Raw genomic sequence first — 15,410 nt, 5'->3', positions numbered from 1 at the left:
CCGACACGCTTCGTGGACGATTTCACCCGGCAGATATTGGCGATCCTGTGCGTGTCGCTGCGCATCGCGCCCGCGCTCGCCTTCGCGCCGCCCTTCACGCTGGTGCGCGTGCCGGTGACGGTGCGCGTGCTGATGGCTTTCGGGCTCGCGGTGTGGATGGCCGGCACCTGGCCCGATCGCACCGCGGCGCTGGTCGAGGAAGCGCCGTCGCTGATGGCGCTGGCGATGGGCGAGCTGGTGATCGGCATCGCCATTGCGCTGGCGCTGCAGCTCGCCTTTGCCGCGGTGCTCTGGGCGGGGCAGACGCTCGACATCCAGGCGGGCTTCGGGCTGGCGATGGTCGCCGACCCGACGACGCAGGCGCAGATGCCGCTGGCGGGCACGATCCTCGCCTATGCGACCGCGGCGGTCTTCTTCGCGGGATCGGGACCGTTCGACCTGCTCGCCGTGTGGGCCGCCTCGCTCGACGTCGTGCCGATGGGCGCCGCGCTGCGCCCCGATCTCGGCGCGATGGCGCAATTGATGGGGGCGCTGTTCGGCATCGCCATCGGGCTCGTCGGCATGGTGATGATGGCGCTGTTCCTGCTCGACCTCGCGATCGCCTTCATGTCGCGCACCCTGCCGCAGATGAACGTGCTGCTGCTCGGCTTCCAGGTCAAGGCGATCGCGATGCTGCTCTGCCTGCCGATCGCGATCGGCGTGTCGGCGGCGCTGTTCCTCCGCCTGATCCGCCTCGCGCTCGGCGATGCGCTCACCCTCGTCGCGGTGCCCTGAGCGATGGAGGGCCAGGAACAGAACCGCACCGAGGAAGCGACGCCCTTCAAGCTCCAGCGCGCGCGCGAAAAGGGGCAGGTCGCGCGCGGCATGGACCTGGGCTTCGTCGGCAGCCTCGTCGCGCTGATCTTCTTCGCGCTGGCCGCGGGGGCGGGGTTTGCGGTGACGCTGGCGCAGATCATGCGCCGCTCGCTCACCGTCGGCATCGACCGCGCCGGCGATACGCTCGACCTGCTGGCGATCACCGGGACAGCGCTGCGCGAAGCGCTCTATCCGCTGATGCTGCTCGGGGTGGCGCTCATCGTCGTGCTGATCGTGCTCGAGCTGATCCAGCTGCGCGGCTTCATCTTCACGCTGCAGCCGCTCAAGCCCGATTTCACCAAGCTCAATCCGGCGCAGGGCCTCAAGCGCCTCTTCTCGCTCCGCATGCTCAAGGAGACGATGAAGAATATCGTCAAGATGGCCTGCTACGCCGCGGCGACCTGGTTGGTGATCACCGGCGCGATCGCGAGTTTCGGGGGCGGGCTGGCCAGCACCAACGGCGTCGTGCGTGCGCTGACCGGCAGTGCGGGCCAGCTGATCATGGCCTTTCTGGGCCTCGCCATCTTCTTTACCATCGTCGACCAACTGATCGTGCGCCGCGAATTCCGCCGCCAGATGCGGATGAGCCGCCGCGAGCTGACGCGCGAGGTCAAGGACCGCGAGGGCGAGCCGCGGATCAAGCAGAAGCGCAAGCAGCTGCACGCCAGGATGGTCGAGCAGGCGAAGGGTCTCGGGCGCGTCGCCGGCGCCGACCTGCTGGTGACCAATCCCGAGCATTATGCGGTCGCGCTCCATTATGATGCCGAGACGATGAACGCTCCGGTCGTCCGCGCGCGGGGCCGCAACCGCTTCGCGCAGCTGATGAAGCGCAAGGCGCGCCTCTCGAACGTTCCGATCTTCGCCAACCCGCCGCTCGCGCGGGCGCTGTTCCACGGCCATCAGGTCGATCAACCCGTGGGCGCCGATCATTATCGCGCGGTCGCCGCGCTCTACATCGGCCTGCGCCGGCAAGGCGCCACCGCATCGCCCCATCAGGAAGACCCCGCATGACGCGTCTGTTCGGCCGCAACAAGGATCTGCTGCTCGTCGCGGGCTTCGTGCTGATCCTCGTCATCCTGTTCGCGCCGATTCCGCCGGCCTTTCTCGACCTCGCGATCATCATGAACTTCGGCCTCGCGCTGACGATCATGCTGCTGACCTTCTACGTCGCGAAGCCGGTCGATTTTTCGACCTTCCCGTCGCTGCTCCTCGTCGCGACGCTCTATCGCCTGTCGCTCAACGTCGCGGCAACGCGGCTGATCCTGACCGGCGCCGACGCCGGCGAGGTGATCGATTCGATCGGTGCCTTTGCGGTGCAGGGCAATTTCGTCATCGGCCTCGTCGTCTTCTCGATCCTCGTCGTCGTGCAGTTCATCGTCATCACCTCGGGCGCACAGCGCGTGTCGGAGGTCGCGGCGCGCTTCACGCTCGACTCGCTGCCCGGCCAGCAGATGAGCATCGACGCCGATCTCAACATGGGGCTGATCGACCAGAATGAGGCCGCGGCGCGGCGCAAGAATCTCGAGAAGGAAGCGTCTTTCTACGGCGCGATGGACGGCGCGTCGAAGTTCGTGAAGGGCGACGCGGTCGCGGGCATCATCATCGTGCTGATCAACATCATCGCCGGGCTGATCGTCGGGGTCGTGCAGATGGGCATGAGCTGGGGCCAGTCGCTCGAGCATTTCGCGCTGCTGACCATCGGCGACGGCATCGCGACGCAATTGCCCGCGCTGATCATCTCGATCGCGACCGGGATCATCGTCACGCGCTCGGCCTCGGACCGCGAGCTCAGCACCGAAATCTTCACCCAGCTCTCGTCGGTGCCGCGCATCCCGCTCATCGTCTGCGGCATCCTGCTCGCGCTGACGCTGCTGCCCGGCATGCCCAAATGGCCGATCCTGCTGATCGGCATTCTCGCCTTTGTCGCCTGGGTTCGGATTCGCCGGCGCGTTCGGGCCGAGGCCGCTTTGGCCGAGAACGAGGACAGCGCAGGCGACATCGTCGAGGCGGCGTCGCTCGGCGAGACGGCGCCGATCGAGATATTGCTGGGCAGCGAACTCGCGACCTATTGGTCCGACCGCCGCGCATTGCTCCTCGACCGGATCGCGGCGACGCGCATCGCGCACGAAAAATCCTTCGGTATCGCCTTTCCCAACGTACGGCTCACCGACGCTTCCGATCTGGGGTCGCAGGACTATCGCATCCTGTTGCACGGAACGGCTTACGGGGCGGGCCGGATCGTTCCCGGCAATATCTTCACGGTAAGGCCCGGCGGCGAGGGCGAACAGGTCGACGGCATCGACGCGACCGATCCCGCCTTCGGCTTGCCCGGACGCTGGGTCGACGCCGCGCGCGAAGCGGAAGCCCGCGCGAAAGGGCTCACGATCATCGACGCCGAGACCGTGCTGATGACGCATTTCGCCGAAGTCATGAAGGCCGAAGTCTCGACGATGCTGACCCGCGCCGCGACCGCGCGCCTGATCGATGCCGCGCGCGAGCGCCAGCCGAGCCTGGTCGAGGAACTGGTGCCGAACATCATGACGATTTCCGATATCCAGCGCGTGCTGCAGCATCTGCTGGCCGAGCGGGTATCGATCGCCAATATCGAGCTGATCCTCGAAGTTCTGGTCGACGTCGCGCGCACCGAGCGCGACCATGTCATGCTCACCGACCTCGTGCGCCGCCATCTCAGCACCAGCATCTGCAACGGGCTGCGCGGTAGCCACAGCCATCTCGCGGTGATCAGCCTCGACCCGCGCGTCGAGAACCAGATCGTCGCCAGCAGCACGGCGGGCGGCGCGCAAGCGGCGATCGGCCTCGAACCCAAGCTCGCGGATCAGCTGCTGCGCAACCTGGCGCCCGCGGCGGAGACGATGCTGCGGCAGGGGCGCTCGCCGGTGCTGCTCTGCGCCGCGCAGATCCGGCGCAATCTGCTGCGGCTGACCCAGCGTGCCATTCCGCAGCTGTCGATCCTCGCCATCGAGGAAATCCCGCTGCGCACCGCGCTCCAGTCGTTCCAGGTCGTGAAGCTCGACAATTGATGCAGCTTCGCGGATCGTCTTTTCACCCAACAGCAGCGAATAGGGCCTTGCCATGAGCGCCACCGAACAACAGCAGACCCTGGCGCGCTTGCTCGCCTATCTCGCGAGCGATCCCGCCAATCCGGCGCTGCTGCGCGACTGCGCCGAAGCCGCGCTGGCGGCGGGCGACGCCGCGACGGCGGACGACTGCTATGCGCGCCTCGAAGCAGCCGACGGCCTTTCCGACGGCGATGCCGCGGGAGCCGGCCTGGCCGCGATGCGCAACGGCCGGCCGGCGCATGCCGCCGCCTTGTTCGCGGATCTGAGCGGCAAGCATCCGGGCGATCCCGCGCTGCGCTTCAATCTCGCCTGGAGCCTGGCGCTCGACCGGCAGTTCGAGCGCGCCGGCGACCTGCTCGACGATGCGACCGTGGCGGCGCTGCCGCAGGCCGCGATGCTCGATCTGCAACTGGCGCACGAACGCGGCGATTTCGACGGCGCGGCCGCGAAGATCGCGCCCTATCTTGCTGCGCATGCCGGTTACGCCCCGCTGCAGGCCGCCGTGTCGGTGCTCGCCATGGACCTCGATGACGAGAACCTGGCGCGCGAGGCGGCGATCGCCGCGGGCGATCATCCCGATGCGTTGACCACGTTGGGGACGCTCACGCTCGGCGACGGCGATGCCGAAGAAGCGCGCGTGATGCTCGAACGTGCCTTGGCGCAGAACGACCGGTCGCCCCGCGCCTGGATGGGGCTGGGGCTCGCCAACCTCAGCCTGGGTGCGAGCGAAGAAGCGCTGCAGCAGATCGACCATGGCGCCGCGCTCTTCGAGGACAATCTCGGCAGCTGGATCGCCGCGGGCTGGGCCTATCTGATCGCCGGCGACCGCGACACCGCCGAGGCGCGCTTCGCAACCGCGATGGCGCTCGACGAGAATTTTGCCGAATGCCATGGCTCGCTCGCGACGATCCAGGCGCTGAAGGGCGAAGGCGAAGCGGCCGAACGCAGCATCGCGGTCGCGCTGCGGCTCGACCGGCAATGCTTCTCGGCCGCCTTTGCGGCGATGATGCTCGCATCGTCGCAGGGCGACGCCGATCAGGCCGGACAGATATTGGAGCGCGCGCTCGACGAGCCGCTCGACGAACAGGGCCGGACGCTGCGGACGTTGCTGAGCCGTATCGCGCGATAGGGGGCACCGACCGGGGCGCGGCGGCGGTCAGTCCTTCAGCTCGTCTCGCGCGGCGGCGAGCAGGGCCTTGCCCGCTTCGTCATGCGTGAGCATGTCGGTAATCCTCGATACCAGCTGCTGGAATTTCGGGTCGTTGACCAGCGCTTCACCCAGTTCCTCGACCAGCAGGCCCTGGATCATCGACCGTTCCACATCCTCGTCGCTGAGCGTGTCGATCTGCGCGAGCGCTCTTATGCGCTGGATATTCGATGGATCGTCGCGCGCCGTGCCGCCGACCGCCTTGGCCTTCTGGCCCTTCTTGAGCTCGGCGGCACGCTCCAGCTTCTGGCGAAGCAGGATCATGATATGGTCGGAGGAGGATATGCGGGTCATCGGCGTCAGTGCGTGGTGCCGGACGAAAATTGTCCAAGCAGGAAGGATGTCGCCGACTCGCTGCTGTCACCGGCGGGCGTGCCGCCGCCGCCCAGCATCTTGCGGCACTCCGCGATCAGCAGGCCGATGTCGTGGTTCATCGGCGGATTGTCCTGATTTATAGCCATGCCCGCCTCGAATTCGCCGATAGCCGCTTCGAATTCGTCGCGGATCAAATGGGTCAGCCCCTCGACGAAACGGCGCAGATAATTGTCCGTGGGGAGCATGAGCAGCGGACCCCAGGTTGCGAGCGCCTTGTCGGCTTCGCCGGACGTCAGCTCGAAGAAGCCGAGTTGATAGCGCGCGACTGCGAAGTCCGGCGCCAGCTCGACGGCCTTCTGCAGCGACAGATGGGCCTCGATCATCCGCTGCTTTCCGACGAGCGTCGATCCCTTCATGAAATGCAAGCGCGGGTCCTCGGGAAAGGCGCTCAGCAGCCGGTCGATCTTTTCGATGTCATGAACATCGTCGCCGCCGATCGTTTCGATCAGTTCGGCCATCTGCTGATCGCTGCACAATTTGCTCATCTCAAACCCTCTTTCTTCATCGGCTTTTCGCCATTTGTTTATGCAGCTTTCCGAGCGCGCGCGAATGGAGCTGCGACACGCGGCCGTTGGACAATCCCAGGATCAGGGCGATCTGCCGGAATGCGACACCGTTCAAATAATGCTGCTGCACGATAAATGCCTCGTTGGCGGGCAGCATGGCTATGCTGTCGCGCAGCGCCAATTCAGTCTGTTTCCACGCCAGTGTGTCATAGGCCGTCGGTTCGCTTGCACGAACCTGCTCGACTTCTTCCTGCCGCCATTCCTCGATGATCAGCCCGATCGCCAGCGTCGCCGCCAGCTTGGACAGTTGTTGCAGCGCGCTTCCGCCATCTTCGGGCATTTCCGCCATCAATGATTTCAACCGGTCGCGTTCGGCCCGTCTTCGATATGCGGCATTGGCGCCTGCTTCGCTGTACTTGCCAAGGCCGTTGGCGATGCTGCCGGCAATGCGGGGCCGCGCGAAAGCACGAAAAGGCATGGCGCGCAGCGGCTCGAACCGGTCGATGGCCTGCAGCAGGCCTTCGTAAGCGAATTGTTCGACGTCGCCCAATTCGTAATTGTCGGGCCGGCGCGAAAGGTAGCGATCGCGGGCGATCGCCCGTGCGAAGCGCGCATAGTGCGAGAAAATCTTCCCGCGCGTCCGTGCAAGGTCGGCCAGCGCATGACGCCACAGGGCCGCCTCCACTCTCTCGGGCCGCACCACCAGGTCCAGACCATGCCGGGGGCGCCGACGCTTCATCTGAAGCTGCCGGCCAGCCCCTGTATCACCAGGCTCCAGCCGTCGATCAGCAGAAACATCAATATCTTGATCGGCAGTGAAATCGTCGTGGGCGGGACCATCATCATGCCGAGCGCGAGGAGGATGCTCGACACCACCAGATCGATCAGCAGAAAGGGAAGCAGGATGACGAAGCCGATGCTGAACGCGACCCTGAGCTCGTTGAGCATGAAGGCCGGAATCAGCTTCTGCATCTCGACATCCGCGGCTGTGGCGGGAAGCGCCGACCCGGACAGGCTGTAGATGGTCGCGATATCCTTCTCGCGCGTCTGGCGCAGCATGAAGGTCTTGAGCGGCGCCGAGCCCGCCTCCATCGCCTGCGTCACATTGGCCCTGCCGTCGAGCAGCGGCTGCAGGCCAGCGCTGCTGACCTCGGTCAGCACGGGGCCCATGGTGAAGATCGTCATGAAAAGCGCGAGGCTGGTCAGCACCGCATTGGGCGGCGTCTGCGGCATGCCGAAGGCGTGACGGATCATTGCCAGCACCACGATGATGCGCAGAAAGCTCGTCGTGCAGATGAGCAGCGTCGGCAGGAACGCCATCAGCGTCAGCACCAGCGCGGTGCGCACGACGCCGCTGCTGCCCGATTGCGGGATGTCGGGCATGATCGCAGTGGCCGCCCAAGCGTCGTTCGGCACGAGCAAGGCCGTCGCGGCGGCCAGGAAGGCGGCCCAAAGGATCGCGCGGGTCATGCCGGCAAATCCTCCGGGTCGGCGGGCGGTGCGGCCGATCGGTCGAGCAGCGTCGTTCCGCCCGGCCCGACGGCGATCAGATAGCGCTCGCCGGCATATTCGAAGATGCACAGGTCCGCCGACGGGTTGATGCGGCGGGTTTCGATGATCGCGATCTGCCGCGTCGAGGGGTTTAGCGCGCGCGGCAGGAAGGAGGCCGCCCCGGCCGGTATCCGGCCCGCGCGGATTCGGCGCAACAGAAGGATCAACGCGACGGCGATCCCGATGCACAGCAACCAGGCGCCGAAGATGCGCCAAAGAGAGAGACCGGCGCCCAGCGTTCCGTCGTCGGGCGCGGTTGCCGCCCTCAGCACCATGCTGTTCCAGATCGTCATCGCTGAAGTTCCGCCCTGGGCGTCACTGGCTGATGCTGGTGACGCGAACGGCGAAATTATCGGCGACCGCGACGATTTCGCCGAAGCCGATGGTACGGCCGTTGACGCGCAGTTCGACCGGATCGCTGAGCGACGTCGTCAGGGGCACCAGATCATTCTCCACCAGCGCTTTGAGCTCGCCGATGGTCGTCCGCCGGCTGCCCAGCACCGCTTCGATTTCGACTTGGACATGATCAAGCAGCAATGAGGTTTCGCGTTTTTGGGAACCAGCCTCTTTTGATTTCGTCATTGGAAACTTAACCTTGCGTTATTCAGGGATGTATGGCGCCGATCACTGTAGGCACGACGGCATTGGTAAAGGCGACCTGCCCTTCAATTGTCAGATCAAAAGCGGCTGCCTCTCGACGTGTTTCCAAGACCAGCACGTCGCCAGCTGCGAGATCGGCAAGGTCGGAATGGGGCAGGCGTGCGAATCCGATCCTTGCTGCATACTCGACTTGGTGGGCAGATATGGCTTCGGCGCGAGCAATGGGGTCTGGCAATGGTCGTTGCGTGCGAATTCCGCCCCGTATGATCTCCATCAGCAATTCCGAAGAAGCAAAGAAATGTACAACGGGATTGCCGACGCTATCGTTGAGCCACATTTCGAACAGATCATCCTGCTCTTCGGTGACCAGTGGGCCGCCGGGGACATGTGACTTGCCCAAGAGCCCAGTGAGGCGATGCTTAAGGTCGGACAAGATCGTCGCTCCGGCCACACGAAGCAGCTGCTGGTCGTGGGCATTTTGCGGCGATTGCGAAGCCGGCAGCGTCAACAGGGCGTTTGCGACGGCCAAATCGGCCTCGGGCCGACACTGAAGCGCCAAGCCAGGCACGACAGCCTTTACGAGCCCGAGACGCGCGGTATCGTGAGACAGTCCCTTTTTGCGGCGCTTCCACTGATCGCTCGCTTTGAACGGCGGGCTCACGAACCAATGCGCCGACCAATCGGCGAAGACGTCCCTGAACGGCGCGACCGCGCGCTTCGAAGTCAGGCAGGAATCGGGCAGCCAGGGCCGGGCTTCGATCATCCCTGGCCCCTGATGCCGAAGAGCTGCTGAATCATGTCATTGGAGGCGCTGATGATCTGCGACGACGCCTGAAAGCCGCGCTGGATCAGGATAAGGTCGCCGAACTGCCCCGATAGATCGACGTTCGAGGCCTCGAGCCGGCGCGACAATATGGTGCCGACGCGGGTGTCGGACGCGGCGAGAAACTGCTGCTGGCCATAGTCGTCCGATACGAAGAGGCCGTTGCCGCGTTGCTCGAGGCGTTGCGGATCACGAAAATCCGCGACCGCGATCGCGCCGAGTTCCGTTTTTTCATTGTTCGAATAGCTGATCTCGAGTTCGCCGTCCTGGTTCACCGCGAGCTTCGTGATGGTACCCGTCGGACGCCCGGAAATCGACGCCGCGCGCAGCGTCGATCCCGGCCCCGAATAGGAGGTAACGCCGGAAGAAAAGTCGAAAGTCACGCTGAGGCCGTTGGCGGCGTCGGTAAACAGCAGATTGGCCGTTGTGGGGTCGACAATGTCGTTGACAAATCGCAGCTCTTTTGTGCCGATGTCGACGCCCGCGGCATTGGTGACCTTGACCGTCCATCGGTCGCTTCCGGCTGCTGGGCGCGTGAATTCGATTTTCCAGACATGCTCCGCGCCGTTCGCGTTGTAGACCTTGATGTCGGAGAGCGTGAAGGTCGTCGCGGTCGGCGACAGGTTGTCGGCAAAGCGGATCCTGTCGGTCGCCACCGGAGGATTCGTCCGCACATCGTCGATGTTCAGCGATACCGGCCGCCCATTATTGTCGAGAACAGCGAGCCGATAATCGGTCCCGCTGAGGACGATGAAGCCCTCGTCGTTGACCGAGAAACTACCGGTCCGGGCATAATAGACCTGGTCGCCGTCCTGCAGGACGAAGAAGCCGTTGCCGTCCATCGCGAGATCGAGGTCGCGGTCCGTCTGGCGAAGCTCGCCTTGGGCGAAATTGATGCTGGCACTGTTCAGCGCGACGCCGTGCCCGCCGCCGCCGAAACCATAGCCATATTCGAGGCCGCCATTGCTCCCGCTTCCGGTAATATCGGAAAAGGACACGTCCGCTGATTTGAAGCCCGTCGTGTTGAGATTGCTGACGTTGTTGCTCACGGCGCGGAGGCCGTTCGAATAAGCGGTCAGGCCGCTGAGCCCGATATAGATGGCACCGAACATATCAATTCGCCTCCCTGATTTGCGTGACCGAACTCAAAGGTATGTTGCTGATCGTCTGATTATTGGCGAGCTCGAGCGTGAGCGTCGGCACGCCATCGGCAAAGGCGATCGCCGTCACCTCGCCGCTGATGACCGAAGCGCCGGCCGGGATATCGACCCGCTTGCCGAGCAGGCTTGCGGCCTGCGCGGTCGATTGCGCCGAGACGAGCGTCTTGAGGCTGTCGCTCATCGACTGAGTCTGCTGAATCTGCGAAAATTGCGCGAGCTGCGAGACGAACTGGAAATTGTCCATCGGCTTGAGCGGATCCTGATAGGTCAGCTGTGTCAGCACGATCTGGAGCAGCGATTCGAAACTCAGTCCGAATGCGTCGGTCGCGTTGGCCGAACCCCCATTTGTTCCCGAAGATAGAGGCGCGCTGCCTCCCAACGGGTCCGCGGCTTGCAGCATCATTGTCCAACCCCTTCGAAATCGATCATGTGTTCGGAAATGTCATAGCCATAGGCGCGCATCAGCTTGACGATCCGGCCGGCCGCCTCGCCGCGATCGGCCGCATCCAGACGCAGGCCGCGTACCGCGACGCGCGGACGGGCTTCGTCGGCGCCAAGATGAATGGTGATCCCGGCGCCCAATGCAAAGGCGACGGCATCGACGGCGGCTTGAGGACGGGCGGCGCTTGCGGTTGCGCGGGGCGCCTCGGCGCTTTGCGTCTCGCGGCCTTGCGCCGAAGCGACCTGCAACGGCGACGCCGCCGGCGTTTCGCCGTGGCTGCCGTTCAACGGCGCGGCCTGTTGCGGAGCGGCCCGCGGGAGGGCCTGTGGAGCGACCTGCGGAGGGGGCGAGACGCTATTCGGCGAACTTCCGGCCGGCCTCGCGACGACCGCGCTGATCGGAAGGAAGAAGCCGCCGATAGCCGCGGCGTCAATGGGCACGGCACCGATAGCCATAGCGCCAATAGCCGCCCCCGTGTCTTGTTCCTCTTGAACCTCTTCGACCAGATCGCCGGCAGCCGCATCCGACAGGTCAAGGGCGACCCGTTCGATCAGCGCCAGCGCTTCGAAACTCGTCGGGTGCAGGGGATGACGGCTGGGATCGATCGCGCGAGCATCGCTCGCCATCGAAACGGGCAGGAGCGGCGGACCGGTGAGAAGAGCCGCAAAATCCAACCCGCCCGATACGTCGGCCATGGGCATGTTCGCGCCCGCGAAATCTGTCGTCGGCAGCGCGGGGAGGGCGTTCGTCACGATCATCGGGCAGCTTCCTTGCTCGCTGCAAGAGCGATGAGATCGACTGCGGCCTTGTCCTCGGCCGTTTGGACGAGTTTGCGATGCATCCGGCGGCGATGCTCGCCGATCGCGCGCGCGCGGAGGCGATGCCCGTGCCATTCGGCGCGCGCGGCGCCCTCGGCCGCCTCGGCCTGATGCCTGGCGTCACGCGTTTCCGCGAGCCGGTCCTCGGCGACCAGGATCGCCAGGCCCGCGCGTCGCATCGCATCGGGATCGAACGACGCGGCGGCGAGCACATCCTCGTAATATCTTTCGCTCGTCTGCAACTGCCGCCGGCTCGCTTCGGCCGCTTCCTCTTTGGTGGCCAGCGCATCCATTGCGTCCGCGAGTTCGGCCCGCGCGGCGGCGACCTGCAGCCGCTGGACTGCGCCGAGGCCGGTCAGTGCCGCGAAATGCCGCTTCCTATCCATGCCCGGCCTCGCTTCCGAGCAGAAGGCCGAGCTGTTCGCCCGCGCGCGCCGGGTCAGCGCAATCGTCCGATGTCTGGCGCAGATAGCGGTTCAGTCCCGGCAGCTTGGCGATCGCCTCGTCGATTGCGGGGCTACTGCCGGCGCGATAGACGCCGCTTTCGATCATCGTGCGCGCCTCTTCATATTCGGCGAGCAGTGCCTGCGTCCGCCGCGCGCGCGCCAATCCGTCGCGATCGAGTAGCCGCGAGGCGAGGCGGCTGACGCTGGCGCCGACGTCGATCGCCGGGAAATGGCCCTTCTCGGCGAGCCGCCGCGACAGGATGACATGGCCGTCGAGCAGCGATTTCATCAGCTCGACGATCGGGTCGTCGACATCGTCGGTTTCGCTGAGCACGGTGAAGATCGCGCTGATCGCGCCGCCGCCGCGCACCGCGCCGCAACGCTCGACGATCCGCGGCATGAAGGCGAAGACATTGGGGGTCAGCGCGCGGAGCGTCGGGGGCTCGCCCGCCGCGAGCCCGAGTTCGCGAAGCGCGAGCGCCAGCCGCGTGATGCTGTCGATGAACAGCACGACATGCTTGCCTTGGCCGCGCCAATATTCGGCCATCGCCAGCGCCTGCTCGACCGCACGTACGCGCATCGTCGCGCTCTCGTCGGAGGTTGCCGCGACGATCGTCACCGGCGCACCGTCCTTCTTCGCCTTGTGCGCGGCCCACAGCGCTTCGACTTCGCGCCCGCGTTCGCCGACGAGGCAGAGGATCACATGGTCGCAGCTGATCTGCTGCGAAAGCTGCTCGATCAGGCTCGTCTTGCCAACGCCGCTCGCCGCGAAGATCCCGATACGCTGCCCCTCGCCGATCGGCAGGATCGTGTCGATCGCCCGCACGCCGGTCGCGATCGCCCGGTCGGGCGTGACGCGGTCCAGCGTCGCCGCCATGATCGCTTGCCGCTCGACGCGATGCGTATCGGCGGGCGGGCTGCCGCGGTCGATCGGCCGCCCCAGCGCGTCGATCGCCCGGTTCGCCAGGCCATCGCCGACCATGAAGCCCGAAAAACGGCGCGAGGTGACGACCCGCGCGCCAAGCTCGACCCCCGAACTCGCACCGAGCGGCATCAGCAGCAGCCGGTCGGGTTCGACCGCGACGACCTCGGCGAGCAGGGCAGGGGTGCCGCGCTGCTCGATCTCGCAATAGTCGCCGAGCCGGGCGAGCGGGCCCCGGGCTTCGATCCGCGTCCCCGCGATGCGGCTGACGCGTCCGCTATATTCGGCAAAATCCTCGGCCTCGATCAGGCGTATGACATGCGCCGGCATCATTGCCCGTCTCCGCGCGCGGCGAGATCGTCGAAGAAGGCGAGCAATTTCGGGCCTTGCAGCGCCGGACCCACCTCCATGTCGCCGAGCCGCAGTGCAAAGACGCAGCGGCCGCTTTCGAGCTTCGAATCCGCGGAAATCTTGATCGCCTCATCCGATCCGGCCACCTGGCTCAGCGTGTCCGGATCGGGGAAGTCGGCGGCGCTGACGCGGATATGGAGCAGCAAAGCTGCATCGATGTCGGCGCTGCGCTGCGCAATGATGCCGGCGATCATCGCCGGCCATTGGTCGGTGTCGCCCAGGATCTTGCCGAGCGCTGAACGCGCCAGCATCAGCGCCGTGGTCGAGGCTCCGGCCAGCGCCTCGCGCGCCGACACGCGGGCCGCGCTCGCCGCATCGCCGATCGCCGCGAGCAGCGCCTCGCTCTCGCTCCGGCCCGCGGCGAGGCCCTCGGCATGGGCGGATTGGTGCGCCTTTTCCAGGTCGATCGCATGCTGCCGCTGCGCGGCGTCATGCCGGCTTTGCGCATCGCGCAGCGCGGCCTCGAGTTCGGCTATCCTGATATCACCCGGCGACGGGCCATCGACCACCGCGGCCTTGGGCGGGGTATGGCCCGGCATGGCGACCGGCCGCACGCGCTGCAGGCCATGATCGTCGCCGTGCTTGATCAGCGCGCTCACAGGTCGAGTTCCTTGAGCCATTGCCGCCAGCGCCGCTGCGCCGTGGCGATCCAGCTTTCCCGCGCGGGCTGCGCTGCACGGATCTCGCGCGCGCTGTCGAGCAGCAGCTTTGCGCCCGCCGATGTCATCGCCAAGGCGACCGGTGGCGATTCGGCCTGGGCTTCGATCGCGCCGAGCGCTGTCGCCATGCGCGGCGAGAAAAGAGTCCAGCTATCGGCGCGCGCCGGGTCGCCGGCGCCGTCCTTCTCGGCATCGGCCGCGATCATCGCCATCAGGTCGCCGCGCTGATCGTCCGACATGCGCGCGAGGATCGCTTTGCGATCGGCGCGCGACAGGCGGTGCCAGCGTTGGAAAAGGGGCGACGGCTCAGCCACGACGCTCGTTCCGGTAGATTTCGATTTCCTCGGCCAGGACGTCGGCGAAATGCTGGCGTTCGGGGTCGCTGAGCGAGCCGCGCTGCCGCCAGACCAGCCACAGCACGACCGCGATCAGGCCAAAGAGCATCCACAGCCAGCGATTCGTGAGGAATTCGGTGGGAAAACCCGTGCTCGATGCCGGCGCGGCGGCCGGCGTGGGGGCAGCGGGAGTGCTCCACGCCGCGTTTTGGGGCGCAGCGCCCAGGGGCGGGTCGGGGCGGATAGCGCCGGTTTCGAAACCGATGGCGTCGCCCATCCCGAGGTCGAGCCCCAGTTCGCTCACGAGACGCTCGATCGCCGCCGCCTGCTCTGCGGCGGAAAGCGCCGCCTCGGACCGGACAAGAATCTGCAGGCGTTGCGCCGTATCGCCGGTCGCCGCGCCGCCGGTCGATTCGTTCGCGCCCGTGGCGATCGCAGGCGATGAGGCCTGCCGCGCCGAGAGCCGGATTTCGAACGGCCGGTCGCCCATCAGGTCGCGAAGCGCGTTGGTCGCCTTGATCCGGCTATATTGTTCAAAGGCGCCGCGCTCGGTGATCGCCCCATGCACCATGGGGGTGGCGGGCGGGGCGCTCAGCGGCATACCCGCGTCGTCGAGGATCACCACCTGCTCGGCTGACAGGTCGGTAACGGCCGCCGCGACGAGTTGCTGCAGGCCCAGGACACGGTTTTGCGCAAGCGGCCGGCCGTCGGCGGTCTGCACCGTGATCGCGGCGGAAGGGCGCGCCTGCTCGTTCCGGAAGATGCTGCGCTCGGGAAGCGCGAGGTGAACACGGGCGAAGCGGATATTCTCCATCGCCATGATCGTGCGGGTCAACTCGCCCTGCAGCGCGCGCAGATAATTCATCTTCTGCGAGAATTCGGACAGGCCGATGTCGGAATCGTTGAACAGCTCGAAGCCGACGTCGCCGCCGCCGAGCACATTGGCGGCGGCGACCGCGACGCGCGCCGCGGCGATCTCGTCCTTGTCGACGAGCACCGTGTGGCCGTCGTCCTTCAGCCGATAGGCGATGCCCTGCTTGCCCAGTTCCGCGGTTACCGCCGACGTGTCGGACTCGCGGAGATTTTCGAACAGCACCGCATAATCCTTCGCGAAGACGAAGAAATAGAGGAGGACGAGCAGCGTCGACACGGCGGCAAAGGCCACCAGGCCAAAGCGGACATAGCGCTGCGACGGGGAAGTTTTTTGCGCGACCATGGGG

General features: G+C 66.0%; 19 protein-coding genes. 4 read left to right on the top strand and 15 right to left on the bottom strand.

Features of this window, described 5'->3' with window-relative positions; all coding sequences use genetic code 11:
- Positions 1-12: 12 nt before the first annotated feature.
- Genes ATE62_RS04415 through ATE62_RS04400 form a run of 4 tightly spaced genes read left to right on the top strand, consistent with a single transcriptional unit; the run spans position 13 to position 5,064 of the window.
- Positions 13-774: a flagellar biosynthetic protein FliR gene (locus tag ATE62_RS04415; protein WP_058818436.1), complete on the top strand. Its 762-nt coding sequence runs from the start codon at positions 13-15 to the stop codon at positions 772-774.
- A gap of 3 nt (positions 775-777) precedes the next feature.
- Positions 778-1,866, top strand: coding sequence for an EscU/YscU/HrcU family type III secretion system export apparatus switch protein (locus tag ATE62_RS04410; RefSeq protein WP_058807125.1), 1,089 nt, complete (start codon positions 778-780; stop codon positions 1,864-1,866).
- Entirely contained in the window at positions 1,863-3,896 is a 2,034-nt protein-coding gene (locus ATE62_RS04405) for a flagellar biosynthesis protein FlhA (RefSeq protein WP_058807126.1), read from the top strand. Before ATE62_RS04410 ends, ATE62_RS04405 begins: the two co-directional genes overlap by 4 nt.
- 52 nt (positions 3,897-3,948) lie before the next feature.
- Entirely contained in the window at positions 3,949-5,064 is a 1,116-nt protein-coding gene (locus ATE62_RS04400; protein WP_058807127.1) for a tetratricopeptide repeat protein, read from the top strand.
- A gap of 27 nt (positions 5,065-5,091) precedes the next feature.
- On the opposite strand, the gene ATE62_RS04395 is transcribed toward ATE62_RS04400, so the two are convergent.
- Genes ATE62_RS04395 through fliF form a run of 15 tightly spaced genes read right to left on the bottom strand, consistent with a single transcriptional unit; the run spans position 5,092 to position 15,406 of the window.
- Positions 5,092-5,436, bottom strand: a complete 345-nt coding sequence (locus tag ATE62_RS04395) for a hypothetical protein (protein WP_058818435.1) — start codon at positions 5,434-5,436, stop codon at positions 5,092-5,094.
- A 5-nt stretch (positions 5,437-5,441) separates the two neighbouring features.
- Complete coding sequence (locus ATE62_RS04390) at positions 5,442-6,002, bottom strand: tetratricopeptide repeat protein (protein ID WP_058807129.1); 561 nt, start codon at positions 6,000-6,002, stop codon at positions 5,442-5,444.
- 16 nt (positions 6,003-6,018) lie between these two features.
- On the bottom strand, positions 6,019-6,762 hold the full coding sequence (locus ATE62_RS04385; RefSeq protein ID WP_082662599.1) for a sigma-70 family RNA polymerase sigma factor: 744 nt from the start codon (positions 6,760-6,762) through the stop codon (positions 6,019-6,021).
- Positions 6,759-7,493, bottom strand: coding sequence for a flagellar type III secretion system pore protein FliP (gene fliP, locus ATE62_RS04380; protein WP_082662598.1), 735 nt, complete (start codon positions 7,491-7,493; stop codon positions 6,759-6,761). The genes ATE62_RS04385 and fliP overlap by 4 nt, the downstream gene beginning before the upstream one ends.
- Complete coding sequence (locus ATE62_RS04375; protein WP_058807131.1) at positions 7,490-7,867, bottom strand: flagellar biosynthetic protein FliO; 378 nt, start codon at positions 7,865-7,867, stop codon at positions 7,490-7,492. Before ATE62_RS04375 ends, fliP begins: the two co-directional genes overlap by 4 nt.
- A 22-nt stretch (positions 7,868-7,889) precedes the next feature.
- Entirely contained in the window at positions 7,890-8,156 is a 267-nt protein-coding gene (locus tag ATE62_RS04370; protein WP_082662597.1) for a FliM/FliN family flagellar motor switch protein, read from the bottom strand.
- A 22-nt stretch (positions 8,157-8,178) separates the two neighbouring features.
- Positions 8,179-8,937 (bottom strand): hypothetical protein, encoded by a 759-nt coding sequence (locus ATE62_RS23150; protein WP_156420452.1) that lies wholly within the window; start codon positions 8,935-8,937, stop codon positions 8,179-8,181.
- On the bottom strand, positions 8,934-10,109 hold the full coding sequence (locus tag ATE62_RS04360) for a flagellar hook-basal body complex protein (protein ID WP_058807134.1): 1,176 nt from the start codon (positions 10,107-10,109) through the stop codon (positions 8,934-8,936). Before ATE62_RS04360 ends, ATE62_RS23150 begins: the two co-directional genes overlap by 4 nt.
- Position 10,110: 1 nt before the next feature.
- Positions 10,111-10,560 carry a flagellar hook assembly protein FlgD gene (locus ATE62_RS04355; RefSeq protein WP_231736102.1) on the bottom strand — a complete coding sequence of 150 codons (450 nt, stop codon included), beginning with the start codon at positions 10,558-10,560 and terminating at the stop codon, positions 10,111-10,113.
- Positions 10,557-11,357, bottom strand: coding sequence for a hypothetical protein (locus ATE62_RS04350; protein WP_058807135.1), 801 nt, complete (start codon positions 11,355-11,357; stop codon positions 10,557-10,559). Before ATE62_RS04350 ends, ATE62_RS04355 begins: the two co-directional genes overlap by 4 nt.
- Entirely contained in the window at positions 11,354-11,803 is a 450-nt protein-coding gene (locus tag ATE62_RS04345; protein WP_058807136.1) for a hypothetical protein, read from the bottom strand. The genes ATE62_RS04350 and ATE62_RS04345 overlap by 4 nt, the downstream gene beginning before the upstream one ends.
- The gene (locus ATE62_RS04340; RefSeq protein ID WP_058807137.1) at positions 11,796-13,118 is read right to left on the bottom strand and encodes a FliI/YscN family ATPase; all 1,323 of its coding nucleotides are present in this window, start codon (positions 13,116-13,118) and stop codon (positions 11,796-11,798) included. The genes ATE62_RS04345 and ATE62_RS04340 overlap by 8 nt, the downstream gene beginning before the upstream one ends.
- Positions 13,115-13,795 (bottom strand): hypothetical protein, encoded by a 681-nt coding sequence (locus ATE62_RS04335; RefSeq protein WP_058807138.1) that lies wholly within the window; start codon positions 13,793-13,795, stop codon positions 13,115-13,117. Before ATE62_RS04335 ends, ATE62_RS04340 begins: the two co-directional genes overlap by 4 nt.
- Positions 13,792-14,169: a hypothetical protein gene (locus tag ATE62_RS04330; protein ID WP_058807139.1), complete on the bottom strand. Its 378-nt coding sequence runs from the start codon at positions 14,167-14,169 to the stop codon at positions 13,792-13,794. Before ATE62_RS04330 ends, ATE62_RS04335 begins: the two co-directional genes overlap by 4 nt.
- Positions 14,162-15,406, bottom strand: a complete 1,245-nt coding sequence (fliF, locus tag ATE62_RS04325) for a flagellar basal-body MS-ring/collar protein FliF (RefSeq protein ID WP_058807140.1) — start codon at positions 15,404-15,406, stop codon at positions 14,162-14,164. The genes ATE62_RS04330 and fliF overlap by 8 nt, the downstream gene beginning before the upstream one ends.
- Positions 15,407-15,410 lie beyond the last annotated feature (4 nt).

This window comes from Sphingopyxis sp. HIX, assembly GCF_001468285.1.
Lineage (GTDB): Bacteria > Pseudomonadota > Alphaproteobacteria > Sphingomonadales > Sphingomonadaceae > Sphingopyxis.
This window is presented reverse-complemented; position numbering and strand designations above follow the sequence as displayed.